Raw genomic sequence first — 24,289 nt, 5'->3', positions numbered from 1 at the left:
TCTTCAGACCTTCACGCGCGGGTCGACCACCGCGTACAGCAGGTCGATGGAGAAATTGATCAGCACGTAGATCGCCGCAATCACCAGCAGCGCGCCCTGAATGACGGGGTAGTCGCGGCGCAGCACCGCGCTCACCACGAGGTTGCCCACGCCGGGCAGGCCGAACACGGTCTCGGTGATGACGGCGCCGCCGATCATCAGCGCAACCGTCAGGCCGATCACCGTGACGATGGGCACCAGCGCATTGCGCAGCGCGTGCTTGAGCACCACCGTGCTTTCGCTCAGGCCCTTGGAGCGCGCGGTGCGCACATAGTCTTCACCGAGCACGTCGAGCATCGAGGCGCGCGTGAAGCGGATGATGAGCGCCGAGTTCAAGAGGCCCAGTACGGCAGCCGGCAGCACCAGCGAGTGCAGCCGCTCGGCCAGTGCCGCATCGGGTGCGCCGTAGCCCGACACCGGAAACCAGCCGAAGGACACGGCAAAGATCTGTATGAGCACGATGCCGAGCCAGAAGCTCGGGATGCTCGCGCCCAGCATCGCGATGCCGGTGAAGAGCTGGTCGACCACGCGCCCGCGGAACACGGCGGAGACGATGCCGCAGGGCACGCCGATCAGCGCGGCGATGGCCACGGCCATCAACGCGAGCAGCGTGGTGGGTTCTGCGCGCTCCCACAGTGCCTGCGTGACCGGGCGCTGCAGAAAGATCGAGGTGCCGAGATTGCCCTGCAGCACTTCGCGCAGCCAGTAGCCGAACTGCACGGGCAGCGGCTTATCGAGGCCGTATTCCTTTTGCACGCGGGCGATGTCCACGGCCGTGGCCTGGTCGCCCAGCAGCACCGAGATCGGATCACCCGAGGCTGCGCGCGTGAGCACGAAGACGAGCACCGCCACGATGCCCAGCACGACGAGCATGCCGGCAAGGCGGGAAGCTATGTAGCGAAACAAGAATATCTCCTCGCTCAGCGCGAAAACTCGATGGCTGCCGCGCTGCCCACGGCCACGTACTGGCCGGTGAACTTGACGTCGCCGCCCTGCACGCGGAAGACCGTCACGTTGTCACCCTGCTTGTTGTGGCACACATAGAGGAACTTGCCGCTCGGGTCGAGCGTGCAGCTGCGCGGGTAGTTGCCGCGCGTCCATTCCTCGCGCACCAGCGTGGGCGCGCCGGTGCGTGCGTCGATCTTGAACAGCGAGATCGAATCGTGCAGGCGGTTCAGCGACACGAAGTGCTGGCCATCCGGCAGCATGCGGATGCCCGATGCATAGCTGGTGCCCTTGAAGCCGGCCGGCAGCGCCGAGGTTTCGCTCACCGGCGTCAGCACGCCGGTGCGGTTGTCGTAGCGCATGAAGGCGATGGTCGATGCCTCTTCATTCACCAGATAGAACCACTTGCCGTTCGGATGGAAGATGAAATGGCGCGCACCCGAGCTTTCGGACACCGCCACCGTGCTGGGCTGGCTCAGCACGCCGGTGCTGCGGTCGAAGCGGTAAGAGATGACGCGATCGAGCCCCAGGTCGGCCACCAGCACGAAGTTGCCGCCGGGGTCGCTGTGCACCATGTGGGCGTGCGGGCCGTCGTGGTCGCTGGTGGCAAAGCCTTCATGCGAACGGGCCGCGGCCGGCACCACGTCGGCGCCGGGCTTGCATGGGGTGGATGCGCCACAGGCCTCGACGTCCTTGTAGACGACGGCCGCGCGGTCGGCATCCGGCGTGCCGTCGGCGCGCAAGGCGATCACGCTGACATCGCCGCTGGCATAGTTGGCCGTGAAGAGAAAGCGCCCATCGGGATGCACGCTGATGTAGGCCGGGTCCTTGCCGCCGCAGGCCACCTCGGCCACGAACGACAGCGCGCCGTTCGCGCCGATGCGAAAGGCCGAGACCGAACCGGCCTCGAACTCGTTGGCCGCATAGAGCATGGGCAAGGTCGGATGGCGCGCCAGCGATGCAGGGTTGCGCAGCTTGGCGTTGTCGCCGGTGCTGGCCACGGCCGGTGGTGCACCGGGGATGGGCTTGAGCGCACCGGTGGCGCTGTCGACCACGAACTGGTGCACGCCCAGGCCACGCCCGCCGCGCCACGGCTTGCCGCCGTCGCTGTAGGTGCCGACGTAGGCATAGACCGGGCCGGACGTTGCGGCCTGGACGGTAGAGGCCGTGAGGCCAAGGGCTCCGAGGCCGGAGGCCAGTGCGCTGGCTTGCAGAAGTTGGCGACGCGATGGCATGGCTGTGTTCCCTGTGCCTTACTTGATCTTCGCGTTCCAGAAGAACGGCCAGGTCGCGGGCGTGTAGTTGTCCAGCGCCGGGCTCTTGGCCGAGAGGCCGTTGAACTTGCCGATGTTGATGTACGGCACTTCGTCATAGACGACCTGCTGCACCTTGCCCCACAGCGCGCCGCGCTTGGCCGGATCGCTCTCGGTGTTGAAGGCATTCAGCGCCGCCTTCTTGGCGGGCGAATCCCACCAGCCGGGCGCGCCGTCGCCGAGCTGCGGCGGCGAGAGCATCGGCTCGGGGAACTGGCCCGAGTGGGTGACGTAGATGTCCCACAGCTTCGAGTCGTTGCGGCGCTGCACCAGCGTGGCCCAGTCGACCACGTTGAGGTCGACCTTGAAGCCGGCGCGCTTGAGCTGCTCGGCCATCAGCAGCGCCATGTTGTAGTGAAAGTCGTACTGGCGGCTGGTGAGCACGCGGATCGGCTCGCCCTTGTAGCCGGCCTTGGCCGCGAGTTCCTTGGCCTTGGGTGCGTTGCGCTGGTTGTACTGCGTGACGCCCGAGGCCGAATAGAACGGCGAGCCCTTGGGGAAGTGGTTGCCCTCGGCCACGAAGAAGCGCGTGTCGCCGAAGCCGGCCGCGAGCATTTCGCCTTCGCCCAGGGCGGTCTGGATCGCCTGGCGCACGGCCGGGTTGGCGGCCACGCCTTCCTTGGTGTTGAGCACGAGGTACGGGAAGCCGAAGGACGGCGTCATGATCGGCAGCGTCTTGCCGCCCGAGGCTTCCAGGCGCGGCAGGGCTTCCACAGGCAGCAGGTCGGCAAAGTCGTACTGGCCGGCCAGCGCGCCTTCAACGCGCGTGCTGGCGTTGGGCACGGGCACGAAGCGCAGCTCTTCGATGGCGGCTTCGCGCTTGCCGCCGTAGCCGCTGGCCGGCTCCTTGCGCGCCGAATATTTGTCGAAGCGCGTGAGCAGCACGAACTGGTCGGGGCGGCGCTCCTTGAACTTGTAGGGGCCGGTGCCGACGAATTCCTTCAGCGGCGAAGCGATCGAGTCCTTCGCCATGATGGCCGCCATGCCGCTGGGCAGCGCGAACTGCGAGAGCAGCGGCGCATAGGGCTCTTTCAGCACGACCTCGATGGCGAGCGGGCCCTTGGCCTTGAGGCTGTCTATTTCCTTGCCCACGGCCTTGCCGCGCGGCGACTGGTCCATCCAGCGCTGCAGGCTGGCGACCACATCGTCGGCCGTGAGTTCGCGGCCGTTGTGCAGCATCACGCCCTTGCGCAGGGTGATCGCGTAGGTCTTGCCGTCGGCTGAAATCTTCGGCATGCCCTCGGCCAGCATCGGCACCACGTTCCACTTGGCGTCGAAGGTGTAGAGCGTTTCGTACACGTGCTGCATGATGGTTCCGACCAGGTCGGCGGTCGACGCCATAGGGTCGAGCGTCTGCGGCTCGGCCACCATCGCCAGCGTGGCGAAGTTGCGCGGGCCTTGCGCATGCGCTTGCTGCTGGGGCAGCGCGGCGCACAGCATCGCGAGCAGGGACGCACCCAGCAGGCTGCGCTTGGACAGCTTCGGCAGGCGCTGGACGACAAGACCGGCGTGGGCGGCATGGGTCATGGGGAACTCCTTCATGGGGCGATCGAGGTTTGTGAAAGAAATTTTCTTTTCGGCCCGGACTTTGAAGCAGTATTCATGCCAAATCATCCGTGTTAACCCTTGTTGAAGGGTTAATCTGAAATAGATTTTCAGATTGGATTGATACTCGGCGCTCCCTTTCCCCCATTCTTTTTCCAACTCAGGAGATCTCCATGCCGCTCGAATACCTCGGCGCCCCGCCCCTTGCTTCCGACCGCCAGGTCCGCCCCTTCTCCCCGGCCGTGCGTGCCGGCGACTTCGTCTATGTGTCGGGGCAGGTGCCCGTGAACAAGGAAGGCGAGCTCGTGGTGGGCGGCATCGAGGCGCAGACGCGCCAGGTGATGGAGAACCTGAAGACCGTGCTGGCACTGGCCGGCGCCACGCTCGACGACGTGTGCAAGAGCACCGTGTGGCTGCAGGATGCGCGCGACTTTGGTGCCTTCAACCGCATCTACATGGGCTACTTCGGTGAGAACAAGCCGGCACGCTCGACCACCGAGGCACGGTTGATGATCGATGCGCGCGTCGAGATCGACGTGGTCGCCTACAAGCCCAAGGCCTGATCAGGCCTGCTGCAGCTCGGTCTTGCGCTGGATGATGCGCGAGACCAGTCCGTATTCCACCGCCTCCTGGGCCGACAGCCAGCGGTCGCGCTCGATGTCGGCCAGCACCACCTCCAGCGGCTTGCCGGTTTCCCGCGCGATCTCGTGCGCGATGCGCAGGCGGGCCTTGATGATTTCCTGCGCCTGGATCGCGATGTCGGTAGCCTGACCACCCGCACCACCGCTGGGCTGGTGGATCAGGAAGCGCGTGTTGGGCAGGCACACGCGCCGTTCGCGTGGCGCCGACAGGAACAGATGCGTGGCCGCGCTGCCGACCCAGCCGGTGCCGATCATGTTCACCGGCGCGCTGATGAAACGCACGATGTCGTGGATGGCATCGCCCGACTCCAGGTGGCCGCCCGGCGAACTCACGAGGATGTCGATGGGTTGCTGGCTGTCCGCATCGAGCGCGATGAGCCGGCGCGTCACGTCGGCGGCCACGACGTCGGTGATGGTGCCGAAAATCAGCAGCGTGCGCGATTTGAATGCCTTTTCCTCCAGGTAGGAGTTGCGCGGCTCGGCGATGGCCGCAGGCTTGGTGTCGTCGTCGGTTTCCATTGAGAACATCGGCTGCATGGAGAAAGCTCCTGTGGTTGAACTGTCTTGACGAACAAGCCCACAGTTTCGTGACATTGCCTGCGCTGTGGCAAGCTGCGCCGATGCTCGATGAACGCTATCTGTCGCAATTCCCGGCGCACCGCGGCCGGCTGGTTCGCGCCGCCATGCGCCTGCTCGGCGGCAAGGCGGAGGCCGAGGATGCGGTGCAGGACACCTACCTGCGCGCGCTGGAAGCCGGACACACCCACGAACTCGATGCAGCGCAGGCCTGGCTGACCACGGTGATGCAGCACCTGGCCATCGACCGGCTGCGGCGGCGCAACTGGATGCAGGCGTGGCTGCAGGGCGCCGAAGCGCAGCACACCATCGCGCACGAGGCGCCTTCGGCGGAGGACGACGCAGCGGTGGCCGAGTCGACGGCACAGGCATTGCGCCTGCTGGCCACCCGGTTGTCGCCGCCGGACGCCGCCGCCGTGCTGCTGCGTGAAGTCTTCGAGGCCAGCTTCAAGGAGATTGCACAGGCCAGCGGCAAGACCGAAGCGGCATGCCGGCAACAACTGCATCGCGCGCTGTTGCGGCTGCGTCAGGACAAGAGCCTGGACGACGGCTGGGGCGATGGCGAATCGGAAGCCAGCTTTCGCGTGTACCGGCAGGCGCTGCATGCCTGCGATCCAACGCAATTGTTCGCGATGCTGCGGCAGCCGCCGACGCGAGCCTTCACGATGTCGGCCTCGGTGGCCAATGCCGGTGCGCCACGCGCGGTCTGCCAGGTCATGCAGATCGGCGGCCGGATCGGCCTTGTGCTGACGCTGGGCGGCAAGGTGTTGTGCGTGCTGCCGCTGGACACGAGCTGCGTGGCCACGACGGACGCGCTGGAGGAAGTCGCAACTTGAGCCTCGTCGTCATCGTCTCCGGGCCGCCTGGATCGGGCAAGACGTCCGTGTCCACATTGCTGGCACATGCCGATCCGCGCGGCCTGCACATTCCGTCCGACCTCTTCTACGACTTCCCCGCGCACCCCGTGCCGCCTTACCGTGCAGAGGCCAACGAACAGAATGCGGCCGTGATCAAGGCGGTTTGCCGCGCGGCGGCGTCCTTCGCATCCGACGGCTACCGGGTCTGCCTGGACGGCGTCTTCGGGCCATGGTTTCTGCCCCTGGTCGCGCGCGAGTTCGACGCGGCGGGCAGCCGGGTGGCGTATGTGCGGCTCGACATCGGCCTGGACGAAGCGCTGGCGCGCGTGAACGCCCGCTCGGGTCCGGACATGGCGTCGATGGTGCGCACGATGCACGCAGCATTCGAGCAGGCGCCCGGGCTCGAAAGCCACGGGGTCCCGACGGCGGACCGGCCACCTGAGGCTGTCGCGCGCGAGATCGAAGGCAAACTCGCCAGCGGCGCGCTGCAGCTCGACCTGAAGTACTGGGCGGCGCGCGGCCTCTAGCCGGCGCCCCCGGTCAGCCGGCGAGCCGCCCTGCCACCAATTGCAGCACCCGGTCGCAGCGCTTGGCCAGATCCTGGTCGTGCGTGACCATCACGAAGGCCGTGCCATGCCGGTGCGCCAGGTCGAGCATCAGCGCGAACACGGTGTCGGCGGTGCCACGGTCGAGGTTGCCGGTGGGCTCATCGGCCAGCACGCAGGCAGGCTGCGTGACCAGTGCGCGCGCGATTGCCACGCGCTGGCGTTCGCCGCCCGACAGTTCGGCCGGCCGGTGGTGCAGGCGCTCGGCCAGGCCCACGCTCGACAGGATCTTCGTGGCGGCCTGCGCCGCCTGCGCGGGCTCCACGCGACGGATCTTCAGCGGCATCGCCACGTTGTCGAGCGCGCTGAACTCGGGCAGCAGGTGATGGAACTGGTAGACGAAACCCAGGTGCTGGTTGCGCAGGCGGCCTTGCTCGGCGGCATCGGCATGCGCGATGTCCTTGCCCAGCAGTTCGACCTTGCCGGACGTGGGCGCATCGAGCCCACCCATCAGGTGCAGCAGCGTGCTCTTGCCGGAGCCTGAAGCACCGACGATGGCCAGTGTTTCGCCGGCATGCACGTCGAGGTCGACACCGTGCAGCACGGTGAGGTCGAGGCGGCCTTCGTGGAAGCGCTTGGTCAGGCCGCGGGCCTTCAATACGACGTCACTCATAGCGCAGCGCCTCGGCGGGGTTCACGCGGCTGGCGCGCCAGCTCGGATACAGCGTGGCCAGGAAAGACAGGACGAGGGAAATGATGGCAATGGGCATGATGTCGCTGCGCTGCGGATCGCTCGGCATCTTGCTGATCAGGTAGATGTCCTTGGGCAGGAAGCTGGCGTGGAAGAGATGTTCGAGGAAGGGCACGATCACGTCGATGTTGTAGGCGATGCCCAGGCCCAGCAACAGGCCGGCCACGGTGCCGATCACACCCACCATGGCGCCCTGCACCACGAAGATGGCCATGATGCTGCGCGGCGAGCTGCCGAGCGTGCGCAGGATGGCGATGTCGGCGCGCTTGTCGGTCACCGTCATCACCAGCGTCGAGACCAAATTGAAGGCGGCCACCGCCACGATCAGCGTGAGGATGATGAACATCATGCGTTTCTCGACCTGCACGGCCGCGAACCAGGTCTTGTTCTGGCGCGTCCAGTCGCGGATCAGGAACTCGCCGGGCAGGCTCACCGCGAGCTGGTCGGCGATGTCGCGGGCCTCGTTCAGGTCCTTCAGCTTCAGGCGGATGCCGGTCGGGCCTTCGAGGCGGAACACCTTGGCCGCGTCCTGCTCGTGGATCATGGCCAGTGCCGAGTCGTACTCGTAGTGGCCCGAATCGAAGGTGCCGACCACGGTGAACTGCTTGAGCCTGGGCACCACGCCGGCCGGCGTGACCTGTCCGCCCGGCGCCACCAGCGTCACCTGGTCGCCCGGCTGCACGAACATCGAGCGTGCCAGCTCGATGCCCAGCACGATGCCGAACTGGCCCGGCACCAGCTTGTCGAAGGTGCCCTTGGAGGCGATGCCGTTGGTGTCGGTGACTTCGGGTTCGAGCTTGGGGTCGATGCCGCGAATGATGGCGCCCTTCATGTCTTCGCCGCGCGCAATCAGCGCCTGCGTGTTGATGAAGGGTGCCGCGCCGATCACCTCGGGGTTCTTGCGCGCCGCCGCCATGATCTGGTCGAGGTCCTGCAGTGCCTGGCCGTCGCGCGAGAAGATCTCGATGTGCGACACCACGCCGAGCATGCGGTCGCGCACCTCTTTCTGGAAGCCGTTCATCACACTGAGCACAATGATCAGCGCCGCCACGCCCAGGGCGATGCCAAGCATCGAGACACCGGAGATGAAGGAGATGAAGCCGTTGCGCCGCGTCGCCCGGCCTGCGCGCGTGTAGCGCCAGCCGAGCTGCAGTTCGTAAGGAAGTCGCATCAAATTTCCCGCCGAGCCGCCTCAAGGGAAATTTGCCCGCCCTCGGGGGGCAGCGAACACACGAAGTGAGGAGCGAGGGGGTAGGTCATACGGCGGAATTGTGGCATTCCGGATGACCTCAGGGCTTCCCGGACAATAGGGAGATGGCCGAAACCCTCCCACGTCACTTGTTGATCCCCTTTGCCGGCCGCGGTTCCCCGGCTTGCCGTGCGGCACTGCTCACCCTGCGACTGCCCAACCTCGAAACCCTGCTGCTGCGACTGAGCCTGGCGGACACCGACACGCAGGACGAAAGCACGCGCTCGCCTCCGCATGAACGCGCGCTCGCGCAGGCGCTGGGCATTTCCGCTGCCGACGGTTGCATCCCCTGGGCCGCGCTGGAAGCCCGGAAAACCGGCCTGGCCGCGCCCGACGACCACGAAGCCTGGGGCCTCGTGACGCTGTGCAACTGGCAGGTCGGCATCGACGATGTGGCGCTGGGCGACCCGTCCGCCATCGAGATCGACGCCGCCGAATCGATGGCCCTGCTGGCCGTCGCACAACCCTTCTTCGAAGAAGACGGCATCAGGCTGTATCCCTCCGATACGCCGGGCCGCTGGCTCGCACGCGCGCCCATCTTCGACGGGCTGGCCACCGCCTCCATCGACCGTGCGGTGGGCTGCCCGATCTCGCAGTGGTCGCCGCTGGGCGATTCGTCGCGGCCCTTGCGCCGGCTGCAGAACGAGATGCAGATGCTGCTCTACACGCAGCGCGTGAACGACGACCGCGCCGCGCGCGGCGTGCCACCGATCAACTCCTTCTGGCTCAGCGGCACCGGCGTGCTGAAGAAAGAGCCGACGCGACCCGTCGCAACGCCCGAAGTCAGCGATGCCTTGCGCATCGCCGCGCTGCGCGACGATGGCGCGGCCTGGGCCGCCGCCTGGCAGGCGCTGGACGCCGGCGCCATCGCCGACCTGCTGACCGACTACACGCGCGGTGCCGACGTGGCGCTCACGCTGTGCGGCGACCGCGCCGCGCAGCGCTACACCGTGCAGCAGCGCGGCCTGGCCCGCTGGGCCAAGAGCCTGTTCGACCGCACACGCGCATCCAGCGTGCTGGAGGCCCTGTGAAGATCGTCGCCAGAGAAATCCCGCCGCGCACCGTCTGGGCGCTGGAACAGGCCGGCGTGCACCCGCTGCTCGCGCGCCTCTTTGCGGCACGCGGCGTACGCGCCAAGGAAGAACTCGACGACGGCCTGGCCCGGCTGCTGGCGCCCGACACGCTGCGCGGCACGCGCGAAGCCGCGGTGCTGCTGGCCGATGCCATGGCGCTCGACAAGCGCCTGTGCATCGTGGCCGACTACGACTGCGACGGCGCCACTGCCTGCGCGGTCGGCGTGCGCGGCCTGCGCCTGCTGGGCGCCAAGAACGTGAGCTACCTCGTGCCCGACCGCGTGGTCGACGGCTACGGCCTGACCCCACCGATTGCCGAGCGCGTGGCCGACAGCGGCGCCGACATGCTGATCACCGTCGACAACGGCATCGCCAGCGTCGAGGGTGTTGCGGCCGCCAAGGCACGCGGCCTGCAGGTGCTGGTGACCGACCACCACTTGCCCGGCCCCGAACTGCCGGTGGCCGACGTGCTGGTGAACCCCAACCAGCCCGGCTGCGAGTTCGAGAGCAAGAGCATCGCCGGTGTCGGCGTCATGTTCTATGTGCTGCTGGCGCTGCGCTCCGAGCTGCGCAAGCGCGGCGTGTTCGACGTGGCAACACAGCCCAAGCTCGACGCGCTGCTGCCGCTGGTGGCGCTCGGCACGGTCGCCGACGTGGTGAAGCTCGACGCCAACAACCGCCGGCTGGTGGCGCAGGGCCTGCGCCGCATCCGCGCTGGCGTCATGCCTGCCGGCGTAGCCGCGCTCTTCAAGGCCGCAGGCCGCACCGCGTCGGTCGCCACCACCTTCGACTTCGGCTTTGCCCTGGGCCCGCGCATCAACGCGGCCGGCCGCTTGGCCGACATGACGCTGGGCATCGAATGCCTGTTGACCGACGACGCAGGCCGCGCCGACGAACTCGCGCGCATGCTCGACGGCATCAACCGCGAGCGGCGCGACATCGAAGGCGGCATGCGCGACCAGGCGCTGCTGCTGGCCGAGTCGCTGTTCGCCACCGACGGCGAAGGCATCGAGGCGCCGCCGCCGGCCATCAGCGTGTTCGACGCGAACTTCCACGAAGGCGTGGTCGGCATCGTGGCCTCGCGCATCAAGGACCGCTTTCACCGGCCGACCTTCGTGTTCGCAGCGAGCGGCGCACCGGGCAAGGAACACGAGCTGAAGGGCTCAGGCCGTTCGATCCCGGGCTTTCATTTGCGCGATGCGCTCGACCTCGTGGCCAAGCGCCATCCGGGCGTGCTGCTGCGCTTCGGCGGGCATGCCATGGCCGCGGGCTGCACCGTGGCGCGCGAGCACTTCAAGACCTTCGAGCAGGGGCTGGCGCAGGTGGCCGGCGAATGGCTGGCCGCCTCCGCGCTCACGCGGCAGATCGAAACCGACGGGCCCATCGCACGCGAGTACATGCGCATCGACTTGGTCGACACGCTGCACAAGGAGGTGTGGGGCCAGGGCTTCGCGCCGCCGACCTTCAGCGAAGAAGTCGAGGTGGTGTCGCAGCGGCTGGTGGGCGAAAAACACCTGGCGCTCAAGCTCAAGCACCAGGGGCAGCCGATCGACGCGATCTGGTTCAGCCACACCGATCCGCTGCCGCCCAAGGTCAAGCTGGCGTTCCGGCTCGATGCGGACGAATGGCAGGGCGTGCGCCGCCTGCGCTTTCTGGTTGAAGGCGCGGAGTTCTAGCCTGCGCAAAGGCGCGTGACTTAGGGGACACGCGCCCCCGGGGCTTCGGAGATACGATCGGTTACCCAACCTGTCAAAAGAAAAACTTCGAGACGCCCGGATGCCTTCCTGTCACCGCTCCCCCTCCTCCACCGGCGCTTGCCCATGATCGATGGCGCGAGCTATGGCCTGCTGGCGGGCCTCATGGTGTGCGGTCTGGTATTGCTGCTGGTGTTCGGCAGCGTCATCCACGGTTATTACGCGTTGGCCTGTGCCTGTGCACTGGTCGCCTTTGCCGGCTTGAACGGCCTGGCGCCGCGCGGCCCATCCGCCCATTGGCCGGCGGCGGCGCTGGTGCTGTGGACGGTCTGCCGGCTTCAGTTCGGGCGGCACCTGCTGCGGCTGAAGGATTTCGCGCCGCGCCTGGACCGGGTCGCGCAGGCCACGCTGGTCCTCTTCGCGATCGCCGTGCTTTATGCCGCCCTCGAAACACAGCTCGTGTGGACGCTGCGCACGGTGCAGGCACTGGCAGTGGCCTCCACGGTGATCCTTGCAGTGGGCGCGGTGATGGTGCTGCGCCGCCTGCCTTGGCCGGCGGCGTTGTTCCTGGCCGGCGCGGCGCTGCTGATCGGCGGCATCTCGGCCACCCCGATGTCGATCTGGCTGGACCCGGCCTGGGCACCCCGCCGCATGAACTTCGCGCAGGCCGCCGTGATTGCGGAGCTGATGGTGTTCGTCATCGCCATCGGCGTGCGCCTGCGCGCCGATCGGGCGCTCGAAGCTCGCACGCAGCAAAAGGTGGAAGACCTGGGCACCGACGCGCTCACCGGCGCCACCAGCCGCGCCGGCTTCGAGAGCCGCGGCCGCGACTGGTTGCGCGAAGGCCGGCCGTTCTCGCTGATGCTGGCCGACCTGAACGGCTTCAGCCGCGTGAACGAACGGCATGGACGCGCAGGCGGCGATGCGGTGCTGGCCGCCATGGCCCGGCGCCTGCGCCAGCAGGTGCGCGCGGACGACATGGTGGCCCGGCTCGGTGGCGACGAGTTCGCGATCCTGCTGGTCGGCACACCGGCGCGGCACAAGCTCGCGGAGATGGCGATACGCATGCTGACCGCCGGCGCCCGGCCGGTCGAGCACGATGGCCGGCTGCTCGCGGGCGGCGAACTGAACTTCGGCATTGCCAGCCACCCGGTCGACGGCGACACGCTTGAAAGCATCGTGCAGGCCGCCGACCGCGCACTGCGCCACTGCGAGCAACAACGCATGGGCCCGGCCTATGCGTTCGCCGGCGAACTGCATGAATGAATTTTTCGTACCTGCCGCCGCATGAGGCACGGTGCATGATTCAGGCATGAGATTTCCTTCTTTTCTACTGCCTGTTTTTTACGCACCATCGAGCGCCCGACCGTCACGTTGCTGACGGGTCGGGCTTTCACATCGGGCCTTTATCCTCGGTCGCGAACACGGCATGCACAGATGCGTGGTTGAGCCCCATCGCGCATGCCGACCGGCAGATGTCCAGACCGCCGCCATCGCCCCGATTCATCCGCCACATTCAGCGCCGACAGGGCGCGTCGTCGATTCACAGGAGGACGTTTTTCCATGCGCCGTTTTGAACTGATCGAAGGAACCGCCAGCAAATTCTGGGAAGTGGAACAGGTCGGCTCCGACCTCAACATCCGCTGGGGCCGCATCGGCACCGCAGGCCAGAGCCAGACCAAGTCTTTCGCCGACGCCACCAAGGCCGATGCCGCGCTGACCAAGCTCGCCGCCGAGAAGACCGGCAAGGGCTACGGCGAAGTCGGCGTGGCCACCGGCGCGGCCATCGGCAAGACCGAGGCCAAGCCGAAGGCCGAAGCCACCGCCGAAAAAACAGCCTCGCCGGCAGCGGCGGAATCCACGGCAGCGGCCGACGCCAGCGCGCCCGCGCAGGAAGCCGCAGCGCCCTCCACCGAAAGCATCGACAGCCAGGCCGACCGCGTGTTCGAAGCCGTGCGCGCAAAGATGGAAGCGGGCGAACTCACGACCAAGGACACCTTGTCGCCCGGCATGCTCAAGCGCCAGCATGGCGTGAGCGAGCAAGGCGCCGCGCTGGCGTTCAAGCGGCTCAAGGCACAGGGCCTGCTGGACGGCTGGGGCACCAGTTGCACGCCCGTCAAGAACGCGCAGGCGCTTGCGAAGGAACTGGGTGCAACCGCACCGAACGCAGCCGCGGAAGCATCCATCGGCGCCGAGATGCCCGTCAGCGCCGACACGCCGCCGTGGCTTGCCAGCGGTGCGCCCGTGCGGCTCTCGCCCGAGATGCTGCGCCAGGCCTTTCCCTCGCGCCGCTTCCCTCCGAAGCCTGCTGCAAGCACGGGTGCGGCCGCCACCTGGCAGCTGGTGCGCCGCCAGCTCGATCCGAAGGTCGATGTCGGCAACAGCGATGCGGCCCTGCAGCCTGCGGTGCAACGCATGCTCGATCGCGTGGCGCTGCGCGAGCCCTCTGCCGATGCCGAGTCCGACACCGTGCTGATGGCATTGGCGCTGAGCACCGGCGGCCACTACGGCGAGAACGAGCCCGGCGAAATGGTGGCGAACTACCTGGTGGCGCAATACGGACTGCCGGGTGCCATCGACATCCTGCTGTCGGCGCAGCAGATCCAGGTCCAGACCGACTACGACCGGCAAGCCCAGGTCCGCCGCAGCAGTTTCGGCAGCGCGGTGAGCCGCGCCATGGGCAACAGCTACTACGGCCCGCTGGGGCAAGGCGAGCAAGCGCTGCGCGCGCACCTGGCCGCCGCCGAGCCCGAGGTCTGGCAAGCCTGCCGCGACAAGATCGAAGCCGCGTTGCCCGGCGTGCACCCCAGCCGCCAACCCACGCTGGCCCTGATGCTGCCCGACGCCCCCGAGATCTCGAACGCGATGGTGCATGCGCTCGCAGCCGAAAAGGGCACGCCCGAAACCACGCACTGGCTGCTGCTGACGGCCACCGACCTGGCCGCCATCGCGCTGGCCGCCAAGGTCAAGCTCAGCTATTCCAGCGGCTTCTGGGGCGACAGCCACATGACGAGCACGCTGGTGCAGGAGCGCGGCACCGAGGCCGTGCCCGTGCTGGAGCGCGGCGCCGCCAACGACGACGCGGGCGACGCGCTCGCATGCATCGGCACGCCCGAGGCGGTGCAGGCGCTGGCCCGCGTGGCGAGCCAATCGAAGGGCGCGCTGGCGCGGCTTGCGCTGTCGGTCGACCGCTGGCCGGCGGCGGCCATCGCCGCGCTGTCACGGCTGGTCGCGGCTGGCGGCAAGGACGCCAACCTCGTCACGCCCAGCCTCACGCGCCTGCTGCGCGCGCACAGCGCAGCCCTGCTGCCCGCGCTGCGGCCCTGGCTGGATGCTGGCGCGCAGGCCGCCATCGACCGGCAACTCGCGCTGCTGTCCGGCCCCGCCGAAGTGGCCGATGCCGACGAACTGCCGCCCGTGCTGGCCGCGCCACCGTGGCTTGCCAAAGTGCAGAAGAAAGCCGCCGCCACGCTGGTGCTGGAACCGCTTGCGCTGGCTACGGCTGAACAGTGGAACGAAGGCGAACGCGAGAAGGCGTTGCGCCTGAACTCGTGGCAAATGAATCGCCATGCATCGGCGCGCCAGAACATGGCGGTGCTGCTCGATGAACTGGGCTTCGACATCAAGAAGCAAAAATCACACGGCCCGCTCGCCAAGGCGGCCGAAGCCGCGATCCGCGACGGCGATGCGCAGGGGCTGATCGCCAACTGGCGCGCCATGGTGGTCGAGCGCAAGAAGGAGCGCTACAACTGGTTCTGCTTCACATCGAGCTTCGTCACGCTGCTGCCGGCTGCAGTCGGCGTGCCGTTCTGGAACGCGATTGCGAGCGAGGCGGAAAGCGACGACATCGGCATGGTGCTCGCCACGCACGGCCAGGCCGTGATGCCGGGCCTGATTGCGATGGTGCGGTCGAAACCCTCCGAGAACCTGTCGTACGCGCTCAACTACGGCACGCCCGACCTGGCCATGCCGGCCGCCCGCGCCTTCGCCAAGCTCAAGACCTTGCGCGCCGCCGGCCGCGAATGGCTGCTGAAGTATCCCGAGCACGCCGCCTGCGGCCTGATCGCGCCTGCGCTCGGCAAGGCCGGCGAGGCACGCGACTGCGCGGGCTCGGCGTTGCGCCTCCTGCAGGCCAACGGCCACGAGGCGCTGCTGCTCGAAGTGGCCGGCCGCTACCGCCAGCCCGAGGTGGTGCAGGCGCTGCGCGCCGTGCTCGACGAAAGCCCGCTCGACCGCTTTCCCACCAAGCGCGCCAAGCTGCCCGAGTTCTGGCAACCGCGCGGCTGGCGCCGCCCGACGCTCAGGAACGGCAAGGCGCTGCCCGACGATGCGCTCGACCACTTCGGCCAGATGCTGACCTTTCCGACCACCGAAGGCATCTACGGTGGCATCCCCGTGGTCAAGGAGGCCTGCGACGCCGACTCGCTGGCCGAGTTCGCATGGGACGCCTTCACCGCCTGGCTCGAAGCCAGCGGGCCGAGCAAGGAAGGCTGGGCGCTCACCTCGCTGGGCCTGTTCGGCAACGACGACACGGCGCGCAAGCTCACACCCTTCATTCGCGCCTGGCCCGGCGAGGCTGCGCATGCGCGCGCCGTGACCGGGCTCGACGTGCTGGCCACCATCGGCAGCGACGTCGCGCTGATGCTGCTCAACGGCATCGCGCAGAAGGTCAAGTTCAAGGGCCTGCAGGACAAGGCGCGCGAGAAGATCGACGCCATCGCCGAGGCGCGCGGCCTGAGCACCGAGGAACTCGAAGACCGGCTCGCACCCGACCTCGGCCTCGACGAGCAGGGCACGATGCTGCTGGACTTCGGCCCGCGCGCCTTCAAGGTCGGGTTCGACGAAGCGCTCAAGCCCTATGTGCGCGAGAGCACCGGTGGCGTCGATGGCGCGCGGCTGCCCGACCTGCCCAAGCCCAAGAAGACCGACGACGACGCACTGGGCAAGGAAGCGGTCGAGCGCTTCAAGCTGCTCAAGAAGGACGCACGCACCATCGCGAGCCAGCAACTGCTGCGCCTCGAAGTGGCGATGTGCGCACGCCGGCGCTGGACGCCCGAGGTGTTTCGCCTTTTCCTGGTCGAGCATCCGCTGGTGCGCCACATCGTGCAGCGGCTGATCTGGGGGGTGTACGCGGTGGAGGGCGACAACAGCTACGGCGGCACGCTGCAGGCATGCTTCCGCGTGGCGGAGGACGGCAGCTACACCACGGCCGAAGACGACCCCTTCGAATTGCCTACGGGCGACAACATCCGCATCGGCGTGCCGCATGCGCTGGACCTGTCGCCCGCCGATGCCGCCGCCTTCGGCCAGGTGTTCGCCGACTACGAGCTGCTGCAGCCCTTCGCCCAGATCGGCCGCGACATCTACACGCTGACCGACGAAGAAAAGAAGAGCTTGAAGCTCGAGCGCTGGAAAGACGTGAAGGTGCCCACCGGTCGCGTGCTGGGCCTGGCCAACAAGGGCTGGCGCCGCGGCCAGGCGCAAGACGCCGGCTGCATCTGGTACTTCAGCAAGCCGCTGGGCACGAACCGCGTGATCGAGCTGAGCCTGGACCCCGGCATCATCGTCGGCATGGTGGACGAATATCCCGAGCAGACGCTGGGCCAGGTGCAGGTCGGCCAGCCCTCGGGCTGGGGCGACATGCGCGATGCCGAAGCACTGCACCTGCTCGACCCGATCTCGGCGAGCGAACTGATCCGCGACATGGAAGGGCTGCGGGCATGAAGCGGCGCGCGTGGATGCTGGCGGCGGGCCTGGCCATCGCGGCCACGGCCTTGGCGGCCACAGCAGCAACAGCGGCCGAAGGCAACGCGCCCGAGGTCTCGCCGCGCGTGACCACTGTGGCCACCGGCGGCGAGTGGACCTCGCCGAAGGGCAGCGGCGTGCTTCGCGTGGTGATCGCCGACACGGGGTTCTCGCATGTGCATTCACGGCTGTGGATCGAATGGCTGACGGTCGGCGAACGCGGTGCGCCACGGCGGGTGGCGCGCGTGCTCGTGAAGGAGCTCTCGGGTGGCATGAACGTCCTCGAAGCCGGCAACCGGCGCGAGACCTTCCAGGGCGGGCGCATCCGGCTGCGCGCCACTCACACCTATTCGCAGGACAGCTCGGACATCACCATCGAGACCGGCAAGCCCGGCGAGTACAAGCTCCTCTAGTTTCATCAGCATCCACCATGGCCACATCCAGCAAAAGCTCCAAAGACACCGGTGCGCCGCAAACGCCAACGCAGTTGCAACGCCCGCCGGCCGAGATCCAGTACGCCGCGCAGCTCGCGCGCTTGCAGGCGCAGGACAAGGACCCGCGCCCGCCCGGCTGGGTGCTGGGGCTGAAAGCCGCCCGCGCCTTCATCCTCGGAGATGCGTCGCTCGACATCGCGCCCAAGATCGTCGCGCCCGTGGCCAGCATCGAACGCATGCTGGTCACGCTGGCCACCGGACGCGGGCTGATGCTGGTGGGCGAGCCGGGCACGGCGAAGTCGATGCTGTCGGAGCTGCTGGCCACCGCCATCTCGGGCATCTCGACGCTCACCATCCAGGGCGGCGCATCGATCACCGAAGACCAGATCAAGTACGGCTGGAACTACGCGCTGCTCATCAACGAAGGGCCGAGCCCGCGCGCGATGGTGCCGGCGCCGCTCTACCTGGGCATGCAGAAGGGCCAGGTGGTGCGCTTCGAGGAAATCACGCGCGCGCCGCTCGAAGTGCAGGACTGCCTGCTCGGCATGCTGTCGGACCGCGTGATGGCGGTGCCCGAGCTGTCGGGCGAGCACGGCATGCTCTATGCGCGCGAGGGCTTCAACATCATCGCCACCGCCAACACGCGCGACCGTGGCGTGAACGAGATGAGCGCGGCGCTCAAGCGCCGCTTCGATTTCGAGACCGTGTTCCCCATCCTCGACTTCGACCGCGAACTGGCGCTGGTGCAGGAGTCGTCCGCGCGCCTTCTGGCACAGAGCGGCATTCCGAAGACCATTCCCGCGCCGGTGCTGGAACTGCTGGTGTCGACCTTCCGCGACCTGCGCGGCGCGCCGGCCAAGGAAGGCGGGAACGGCAATGGTGGCGACGCAGCGATGGACCGGCTCACGGCCGTGATGTCGACCGCCGAAGCGGTGAACGTGGCGCATGCGGTCGGCGTGCGCGCGTGGTTCCTCGAACAGCGCGAGGGCTCGCCGGCCGATCTGGTCGATTGCATCGCGGGCACGGTGGTGAAAGACAACGCGGACGATCGCGCCAAGCTGCGCCGCTACTTCGAGCAGAAGGCCGCCAAGCGCAACGGCGCGCACTGGCGTGCGTACTACGAGGCGCGGCATCGTCTTCCCTGAGCGCGCGGCAATGACACAGCAGCCCCACATCGTCGGCGTGCGTCACCACAGCCCTGCCTGCGCGCGGCTGGTCGCCGAGCGCATCCGCACCCTGCGCCCCGCGCATGTGCTGATCGAAGGGCCAGCCGATTTCAACGAACGACTGGCCGAGCTGTACCTGCCGCACCAGTTGCCGGTGGCGATCTACAGCTACCTCTCGGGCGACGAAACGCATCGCGGCTCGTGGTCGCCCTTTGCCGAGCACTCGCCCGAATGGCAGGCGCTGCAGGTGGCGCGCGAAGTCGGCGCGCAGGTGCGCTTCATCGACCTGCCTGCGTGGCACGACGCCTTCTCGCGCATGGAGAACCGATACGCCGACGTGGCCGATGCGCAGCATGAAGAACGCGCCGAAGCCTACGAACGCGCGCTGACCGAGAAGCTCTCGGTGCAGGGCCGCGATGCACTGTGGGACCACCTGTTCGAGGACGGCTGCGATGCGGCCGAGCTGGCGCAGCGCCTGGCCACCTACTTCGATCATTTGCGCGGCGAAGACCCCGGCTCGCTGGGCAACCAGGCGCGCGAACAGATGATGGCGCGCTGGATCGCCTGGGCGATGGCGCAGCCGGTTGAGCCCGGCCGCGCGCAGGTGCTGGTGGTGTGCGGCGGCTACCACGCGCCTGCGCTGGCGCGGCTCTGGCAGGGCCTGCCGGCCGAGCTGCCCGCAACCCCAGAGCCATCGCTCGAACCCTGCAATGAAGGAGGCCAGGACGACAGAGCCGATGCGCCGCTGCGCTTCGGCTCCTACCTCGTGCCGTACACATTCAAGCGCCTCGATGCCTTCGCCGGTTATGCCTCGGGCATGCCCTCCCCCGCCTACTACCAGTGGGTCTGGGAGCACGGCCCCGAAGGCGCCGCACATCGCGCGCTGCAGCACGTGATGCAACGGCTGCGCGACAAGAAACTGCCCGCCTCCACCGCCGACCTAATGGCCGTGCATCTGCGTGCGCAAGGCCTCGCGCGTTTGCGCGGTCACGAGAAGCCGCTGCGCTCCGACTGGCTCGACGCGCTGGCCGGCGCGCTGGTAAAAGACGCGCTCGATGCGCCGCTGCCCTGGACCTACCGCGGCGCGATCCGCCCCGGCACCGACCCGGTGCTGGTGCAGGCCATGGATGTGCTGGCCGGCGACACCGTCGGCCGCCTCGCGCCCGGCACGCCGCAGCCGCCGCTGGTGGCTGCGGTGGCGGCCGAACTCGCTGCGCACGGCATCGTGCTGCGCGGCCAGCTCAAGATCGACCTGCTGGCCGACGCCGACCGCGCGAAGAGCCGCGTGCTGCACCGGCTGTCGATCCTGCGACTGCCCGGCGTGCGACGCACGCAAGGGCCGAAGCTGGCAATGTCGGGCGAACGCACCGAAGTCTGGTCGCTGGCCGAGCCGCTGGAGCAGCAGGCCGCGCTGATCGAGGCCGGCGCCTGGGGCGCGAGCCTGCATGACGCGGCGCGGGCCCGGCTCGAAGACGATCTGCGCCAGGCACAGGGCCGCATCGGTCCGTTGGCCGATGGGCTCAACCAGGCCGCGTGGGCGGGGCTGTCGGCGCTCAGCGATTCGCTGCTGGGCGAGCTGCAGGGCGCCATCGCCAACGAGCCGCGCTTCGAGGCGCTGGGCCCGGCCTTGTCGGTGCTGCATACGCTGCTGCGCCACGGCCAGATGCTGGGCATGGCCGATGCGCCGGTGCTGCGCGTGGTGATCGAGTCGGGCTTCGACCGCGCGCTGTGGCTGCTGGAGCCGCCCGCCGCCGTCACGCCAGCCGACATGGACGCGCATCTGCAGGGCCACCTCGCGCTGCGGCGGATCGTGGCCGACGTGCTGGCCCATGCGGCCGACACATCGCACGACGCCGACGCACCGAAGCTGCTCGACGTGGAGCCGGCGCGCGCGCTCGCGGTCTGGCAGCGCAAGGCGGCCGATGCCAGCGCCGCGCCCGTGAGCCGTGGCGCCGCGCTGGGCGCCACGCTGAGCCTGGCGGGGCGGGCTGCACACGCGCAGCCGCACGATGCCGGCGTGAATGAAGCGATGCAACTGCTGCATTCGCTGCCTGCGCCGGTGCTCGGCGATGCGCTCACCGGCCTGCTCGCGCTGGCACGCGAAACGCTGTCGTCCGAACCGGCCTTCGTCGCCGGCATGGACCGCACGGTGCAGGCGCTGGACAACGCCGACTTCGTGCGCGCCATGCCCAGCCTGCGCGCCGCCTTTGCCTGGCTGCCGCCGCAAGAGCGCGGATTGCTGGCCGAGCAGGTGCTGAAGCTGCACGACGCCGCTCATCTGTCGCGCCGCGCGCTCACGGCCACGCACTCCGGCGAGGCCGCGCCGGAAGCGCTGGCGCAGGCGCGCATGGTGGAAGACGCCGTGCTCGCGCGCCTCGCGGCCTGGGGCGTCACGCTCGACAACAACGACAAGGACTTCGACGGAAGCCCCCGCCCATGAGCCTGGACATTCCCGATCCGCTGCAACGCTGGCGCCTGCTGCTGGGCGATCCGGCCGAAGCGTGCTGCGGCGGCCTGAGCGCCGAGGCCAAGGCGGCCGACGCCGCGCTCGACTGGCTCTACGGCCGCGACAGCGACCGCGCCAGCCGCGGCGAACGCAGCGCGGGCCTCGGCCCGTCGGCGCTCAGCACGCCGGACTGGATCAACACCATCCACTCGCTCTTTCCGAAGGAAGTGATCGAGCGGCTGGAGCAGGACGCGGTCGAGCGCTACGGCATCGACGAGGTGGTGACCAACCTCGAAGTGCTGGAGCGCATCGAGCCTTCCGAATCGCTGCTGCGCGCGGTGCTGCACACCAAGCACCTGATGAACCCGCAGGTGCTCGCGGCCGCGCGCAAGCTGGTGGCCGAGGTGGTGCGCCGCATCATGGAAAAGCTGGCCACCGAAGTGCGGCAGGCCTTCAGCGGCAGCCGCGACCGGCGCCGCCGATCGCGCATGAAGATCGCGCGCAACTTCGACTTCAAGCAGACGCTGGCCGCCAACCTGCACCGCTACGACCCGGAACGCCGCAAGCTCTATGTGGAGCGGCCGGTGTTCATCAGCCGCACCAAGCGGCACGCCGAGCCGTGGGACATCATCCTGCTGATCGACCAGAGCGGCTCGATGGTCGACTCGGTGATCCACAGCGCGGTGATGGCTGCGTGCCTGTGGCAGTTGCCCGGCATGCGCACGCGGCTGGTGGCCTTCGACACGGCGGTGGTCGACCTCACATCCGATGTGTCCGATCCGGTCGAGCTGCTGATGAAGGTGCAACTGGGCGGCGGGACCGACATCGCGAAGGCCGTGGCCTATGCGCAGTCGCTGATTGCCAATCCGCGCAAGAGCATCGTGGTGCTGGTGAGCGACTTCTACGAAGGCGGCAGCGAACACGAGCTGGTGCGGCGGGTGAAGGCGCTGGTCGAGTCGGGTGCCAAGGTGCTCGGGCTGGCCGCGCTCGATGCGCAGGCCGAGCCGGCCTTTGACCGCGAGATGGCCGCGCGGCTGGTGCGCGAAGGCGCGCAGATCGGCGCGATGACGCCGGGCCAGCTCGCGGGCTGGCTGGCCGAGAAGGTGCAGGGATGAGCGCGATGACCGAACTGCGCGCCGACCTGCTCGAACTGACGCCAGAGGCGTTGACCGCGCTGGCCAACGCGGGCTTCGTCAAGCGTGCGCAAAAGGACGTGGCGGCCGGCCTGCTGCCGCGGCTGGAGACCGGCGCGGACGGCGTGGTGCAGGCCCACTTCGACGACGGCGTGCGCACCAGCCTGCCACCCGGGCGCACGCTGCGCGATGCGCAATGCAGTTGCCCCGCGAGCGGCATGTGCCGGCACCGGGTGATGCTGGTGCTGGCTTATCAGGCGCAGGCGGCTTCCGTGGCCACCGCGCAGGCACCATCGGCCGACGACACCGAAGCGCCCACGGAATCAGCCGGTGCATGGAGTCCCGCCGAGTTCGACGATGCCGCGCTGGCAGCCAGCCTTGCGCCTTCCGTGCTCGAACAGGCCCACAAGTTCGCTGCGGCGCGGCCCGTGGTCGGCGTGCAGGCGTGGCGCAGTGCCAGCGCACCGCCGGTGGCGCGGCTGCCGATGTGCAGCGTGCGCTTCTTCTCGCGCAGTTCGCTCGTGCATGCGCGCTGCGACTGCAAGCAGGGCAGCGGCTGCGCGCACGTGGTGATCGCGCTCTGGGCCTTCCGGCAGGCGGGTGCGTTGCTGCCGGGCTCGGCCGAGGTCATGGTCGAAGTGCGGTCGCCGGCCTCGGGCAGCGCCGACGCGGCCGATGGCAACTCTTCGCCGCAAGCGATGCAGGGCGAGGCCGCACGCATGCTGCGCGCGCAGATCGACGCCTTGCTGCTGTCGCTCTGGCTCGACGGATCGAGCCAGCCGTTGATGGCGCTGGCGGCACGCTTCGAGGCGGTGCGCAACCAGGCGCGCGCGCTGGCCTGGAACTGGGTCGACGACGCGCTCGACGAACTCTGGCAACTGCTGCAGGCCCAACAGGCGCGCAGCAGCCGCTTCGAGCCCTTGCGACTGGTGCGCGTGCTGGCCGAGCTGTGGGCCCGGCTTCAGGCGGCCGCGCAGGCCGAGCGCCCGCAGGCGCGGCCTGCGCTGCTGGCGAGCCAGATCCTGGGCATCGGCGTGAAGGGAGAGGTCGCGCTCGACCACCTGCGGCTGGTGTCGCTCGGCGCTGAACTCTGGTCCGACGACACGGCCGAAGGGGCGAGCATTCTCTTTGCCGACCCCGACACGCAGAACGTGACGGTGCTGGAACGCCAGTGGTCGCGCGCGGCGGACATCGCCACCGGCGGCGCCGCGCCCAACCTGCTCGGCCGCCGCGTCGCGGGCTTTCCGCTGCGGCAACTGGCGAGCGGGCAGGTCATCACCAAGACCGCGACGCGGCGCGCCAACGGGCTGATCGACATCGCCCCCGGCGCGCGCCAGACCGGCGTGCTGCCGCTGTCGCCGAAATCATGGGACGACCTCGTCGCGCCGCTGCGGCAGGACAGCGTGGCCGCGCTGGTGGCGCATCTGCGCGAGGCGCCACCGGACTTCGTGCGGCCGCGCCAGGCCGCGAGTGGCGCGTCGGCCGGTGCAGCGGGGCAACTGCATGTGGTGGCCTTCGATCGCATGGAGGTGGCGTCCTGCCACTGGGATGCGGCGGCGCAGGTGCTGCACGCGAGGCTGGGGCAGGCGGCGCTGGACGGGCCACAGGCAGCGGATGAAAGCGGCAGCGATGGATTGCTGCACCTCGCACTGCCACATCGCACCGTCTCACCGGGTGCCGTCGACGCACTGGCACGCGCGCTCGCAGGCGAATGGGGCGCCCTGCGTGCCGTGGCCGGCACGGTGCATCTGCAAGGCGGTCGCGCGATCATGCAACCGTTGAGCCTGCTGACGGCGCAGCGCGCCGTGGTGCTGCAGGCCGAAGCGCCGATGCCGCAGCCGCTGGATTTGCAGAGCGACACCGAGGAAGTGCCTGCGTTGAATGCGCTGGCCGGCGACACGCTCGAACTGCTCGCGCTCTGGCTGCGCCAGGGCCTGCGCCATCAGGGCGGCGGCGCATGGTCACGGGCCGAGGCGCAGGTGCTGCGGTTGAAGCAATCGGGTCTGGGTCACAGCGCAAAGCTGCTGGGCGGCGTGCTCGAAAACATGCGCTCCGCACAGCGTCCGGCGCTGGTGGCGCAACTGGCGATGTTGGGACTGCTGATGCAGGGCGTTGCGCAGTCGGCCGAGCCTTGACC

The 24,289-nt window shown here is 68.7% G+C and carries 18 protein-coding genes; 12 read left to right on the top strand and 6 right to left on the bottom strand.

The genetic code is table 11. The features are described from left to right. Positions 1 to 3: 3 nt before the first annotated feature. The 3 genes from H7F35_RS18630 to H7F35_RS18620 are packed head-to-tail and all read right to left on the bottom strand — an operon-like array spanning position 4 to position 3,824. Positions 4 to 945 carry an ABC transporter permease gene (locus H7F35_RS18630; protein WP_187108089.1) on the bottom strand — a complete coding sequence of 314 codons (942 nt, stop codon included), beginning with the start codon at positions 943 to 945 and terminating at the stop codon, positions 4 to 6. Between the two features lie 14 nt (positions 946 to 959). After that, entirely contained in the window at positions 960 to 2,219 is a 1,260-nt protein-coding gene (locus H7F35_RS18625) for a lactonase family protein (RefSeq protein ID WP_187108088.1), read from the bottom strand. Between the two features lie 18 nt (positions 2,220 to 2,237). Then, the gene (locus H7F35_RS18620; protein ID WP_187108087.1) at positions 2,238 to 3,824 is read right to left on the bottom strand and encodes an ABC transporter substrate-binding protein; all 1,587 of its coding nucleotides are present in this window, start codon (positions 3,822 to 3,824) and stop codon (positions 2,238 to 2,240) included. A 191-nt stretch (positions 3,825 to 4,015) separates the two neighbouring features. Here H7F35_RS18620 and H7F35_RS18615 point away from each other — a divergent pair, with 191 nt between their 5' ends. Beyond that, positions 4,016 to 4,405 (top strand): RidA family protein, encoded by a 390-nt coding sequence (locus H7F35_RS18615; protein WP_187108086.1) that lies wholly within the window; start codon positions 4,016 to 4,018, stop codon positions 4,403 to 4,405. Here the strand turns inward: H7F35_RS18615 and H7F35_RS18610 are convergent, their stop codons facing one another. Beyond that, positions 4,406 to 5,020, bottom strand: a complete 615-nt coding sequence (locus H7F35_RS18610) for an ATP-dependent Clp protease proteolytic subunit (protein WP_261803271.1) — start codon at positions 5,018 to 5,020, stop codon at positions 4,406 to 4,408. Between the two features lie 50 nt (positions 5,021 to 5,070). On the opposite strand from H7F35_RS18610, the gene H7F35_RS18605 reads away from it, so the two are divergent. Together H7F35_RS18605 and H7F35_RS18600 are read left to right on the top strand one after the other, a co-directional pair. Further along, the gene (locus tag H7F35_RS18605; protein WP_261803270.1) at positions 5,071 to 5,895 is read left to right on the top strand and encodes an RNA polymerase sigma factor; all 825 of its coding nucleotides are present in this window, start codon (positions 5,071 to 5,073) and stop codon (positions 5,893 to 5,895) included. Next, on the top strand, positions 5,892 to 6,443 hold the full coding sequence (locus H7F35_RS18600) for an AAA family ATPase (RefSeq protein WP_187108085.1): 552 nt from the start codon (positions 5,892 to 5,894) through the stop codon (positions 6,441 to 6,443). Before H7F35_RS18605 ends, H7F35_RS18600 begins: the two co-directional genes overlap by 4 nt. Before the next feature lie 13 nt (positions 6,444 to 6,456). Here the strand turns inward: H7F35_RS18600 and lolD are convergent, their stop codons facing one another. Further along, positions 6,457 to 7,134, bottom strand: coding sequence for a lipoprotein-releasing ABC transporter ATP-binding protein LolD (gene lolD / locus H7F35_RS18595; RefSeq protein ID WP_187108084.1), 678 nt, complete (start codon positions 7,132 to 7,134; stop codon positions 6,457 to 6,459). Beyond that, the gene (locus tag H7F35_RS18590) at positions 7,127 to 8,383 is read right to left on the bottom strand and encodes a lipoprotein-releasing ABC transporter permease subunit (RefSeq protein WP_187108083.1); all 1,257 of its coding nucleotides are present in this window, start codon (positions 8,381 to 8,383) and stop codon (positions 7,127 to 7,129) included. Before H7F35_RS18590 ends, lolD begins: the two co-directional genes overlap by 8 nt. A 143-nt stretch (positions 8,384 to 8,526) precedes the next feature. Here H7F35_RS18590 and H7F35_RS18585 point away from each other — a divergent pair, with 143 nt between their 5' ends. The 9 genes from H7F35_RS18585 to H7F35_RS18545 all read left to right on the top strand — a co-directional run bounded on the left by H7F35_RS18585 (position 8,527) and on the right by H7F35_RS18545 (position 24,287). Next, positions 8,527 to 9,492: a hypothetical protein gene (locus tag H7F35_RS18585; protein WP_187108082.1), complete on the top strand. Its 966-nt coding sequence runs from the start codon at positions 8,527 to 8,529 to the stop codon at positions 9,490 to 9,492. Then, positions 9,489 to 11,210 carry a single-stranded-DNA-specific exonuclease RecJ gene (recJ, locus tag H7F35_RS18580; RefSeq protein WP_187108081.1) on the top strand — a complete coding sequence of 574 codons (1,722 nt, stop codon included), beginning with the start codon at positions 9,489 to 9,491 and terminating at the stop codon, positions 11,208 to 11,210. The genes H7F35_RS18585 and recJ overlap by 4 nt, the downstream gene beginning before the upstream one ends. A 144-nt stretch (positions 11,211 to 11,354) precedes the next feature. Next, on the top strand, positions 11,355 to 12,494 hold the full coding sequence (locus H7F35_RS18575) for a GGDEF domain-containing protein (protein WP_261803695.1): 1,140 nt from the start codon (positions 11,355 to 11,357) through the stop codon (positions 12,492 to 12,494). A gap of 297 nt (positions 12,495 to 12,791) precedes the next feature. Then, entirely contained in the window at positions 12,792 to 16,952 is a 4,161-nt protein-coding gene (locus H7F35_RS18570) for a WGR and DUF4132 domain-containing protein (protein WP_187108079.1), read from the top strand. Next, positions 16,949 to 17,386, top strand: coding sequence for a hypothetical protein (locus H7F35_RS18565; RefSeq protein ID WP_187108078.1), 438 nt, complete (start codon positions 16,949 to 16,951; stop codon positions 17,384 to 17,386). Before H7F35_RS18570 ends, H7F35_RS18565 begins: the two co-directional genes overlap by 4 nt. A gap of 17 nt (positions 17,387 to 17,403) precedes the next feature. Beyond that, on the top strand, positions 17,404 to 18,552 hold the full coding sequence (locus tag H7F35_RS18560; RefSeq protein ID WP_187108077.1) for an ATP-binding protein: 1,149 nt from the start codon (positions 17,404 to 17,406) through the stop codon (positions 18,550 to 18,552). A 10-nt stretch (positions 18,553 to 18,562) separates the two neighbouring features. Next, a complete protein-coding gene (locus H7F35_RS18555; RefSeq protein ID WP_187108076.1) occupies positions 18,563 to 21,013 on the top strand; it encodes a DUF5682 family protein in 2,451 nt (816 codons plus the stop codon). Further along, positions 21,010 to 22,134: a VWA domain-containing protein gene (locus tag H7F35_RS18550; RefSeq protein WP_187108075.1), complete on the top strand. Its 1,125-nt coding sequence runs from the start codon at positions 21,010 to 21,012 to the stop codon at positions 22,132 to 22,134. Before H7F35_RS18555 ends, H7F35_RS18550 begins: the two co-directional genes overlap by 4 nt. Beyond that, entirely contained in the window at positions 22,131 to 24,287 is a 2,157-nt protein-coding gene (locus tag H7F35_RS18545; RefSeq protein ID WP_187108074.1) for an SWIM zinc finger family protein, read from the top strand. The genes H7F35_RS18550 and H7F35_RS18545 overlap by 4 nt, the downstream gene beginning before the upstream one ends. Positions 24,288 to 24,289: the final 2 nt, after the last annotated feature.

Origin of the sequence: Variovorax sp. PAMC26660, assembly GCF_014302995.1 — a bacterium.
Taxonomy (GTDB): Bacteria; Pseudomonadota; Gammaproteobacteria; order Burkholderiales; family Burkholderiaceae_C; genus Variovorax.
The sequence above is the reverse complement of the archived record's forward strand: the minus strand, read 5'-3'. Positions and strand labels throughout refer to the sequence as shown.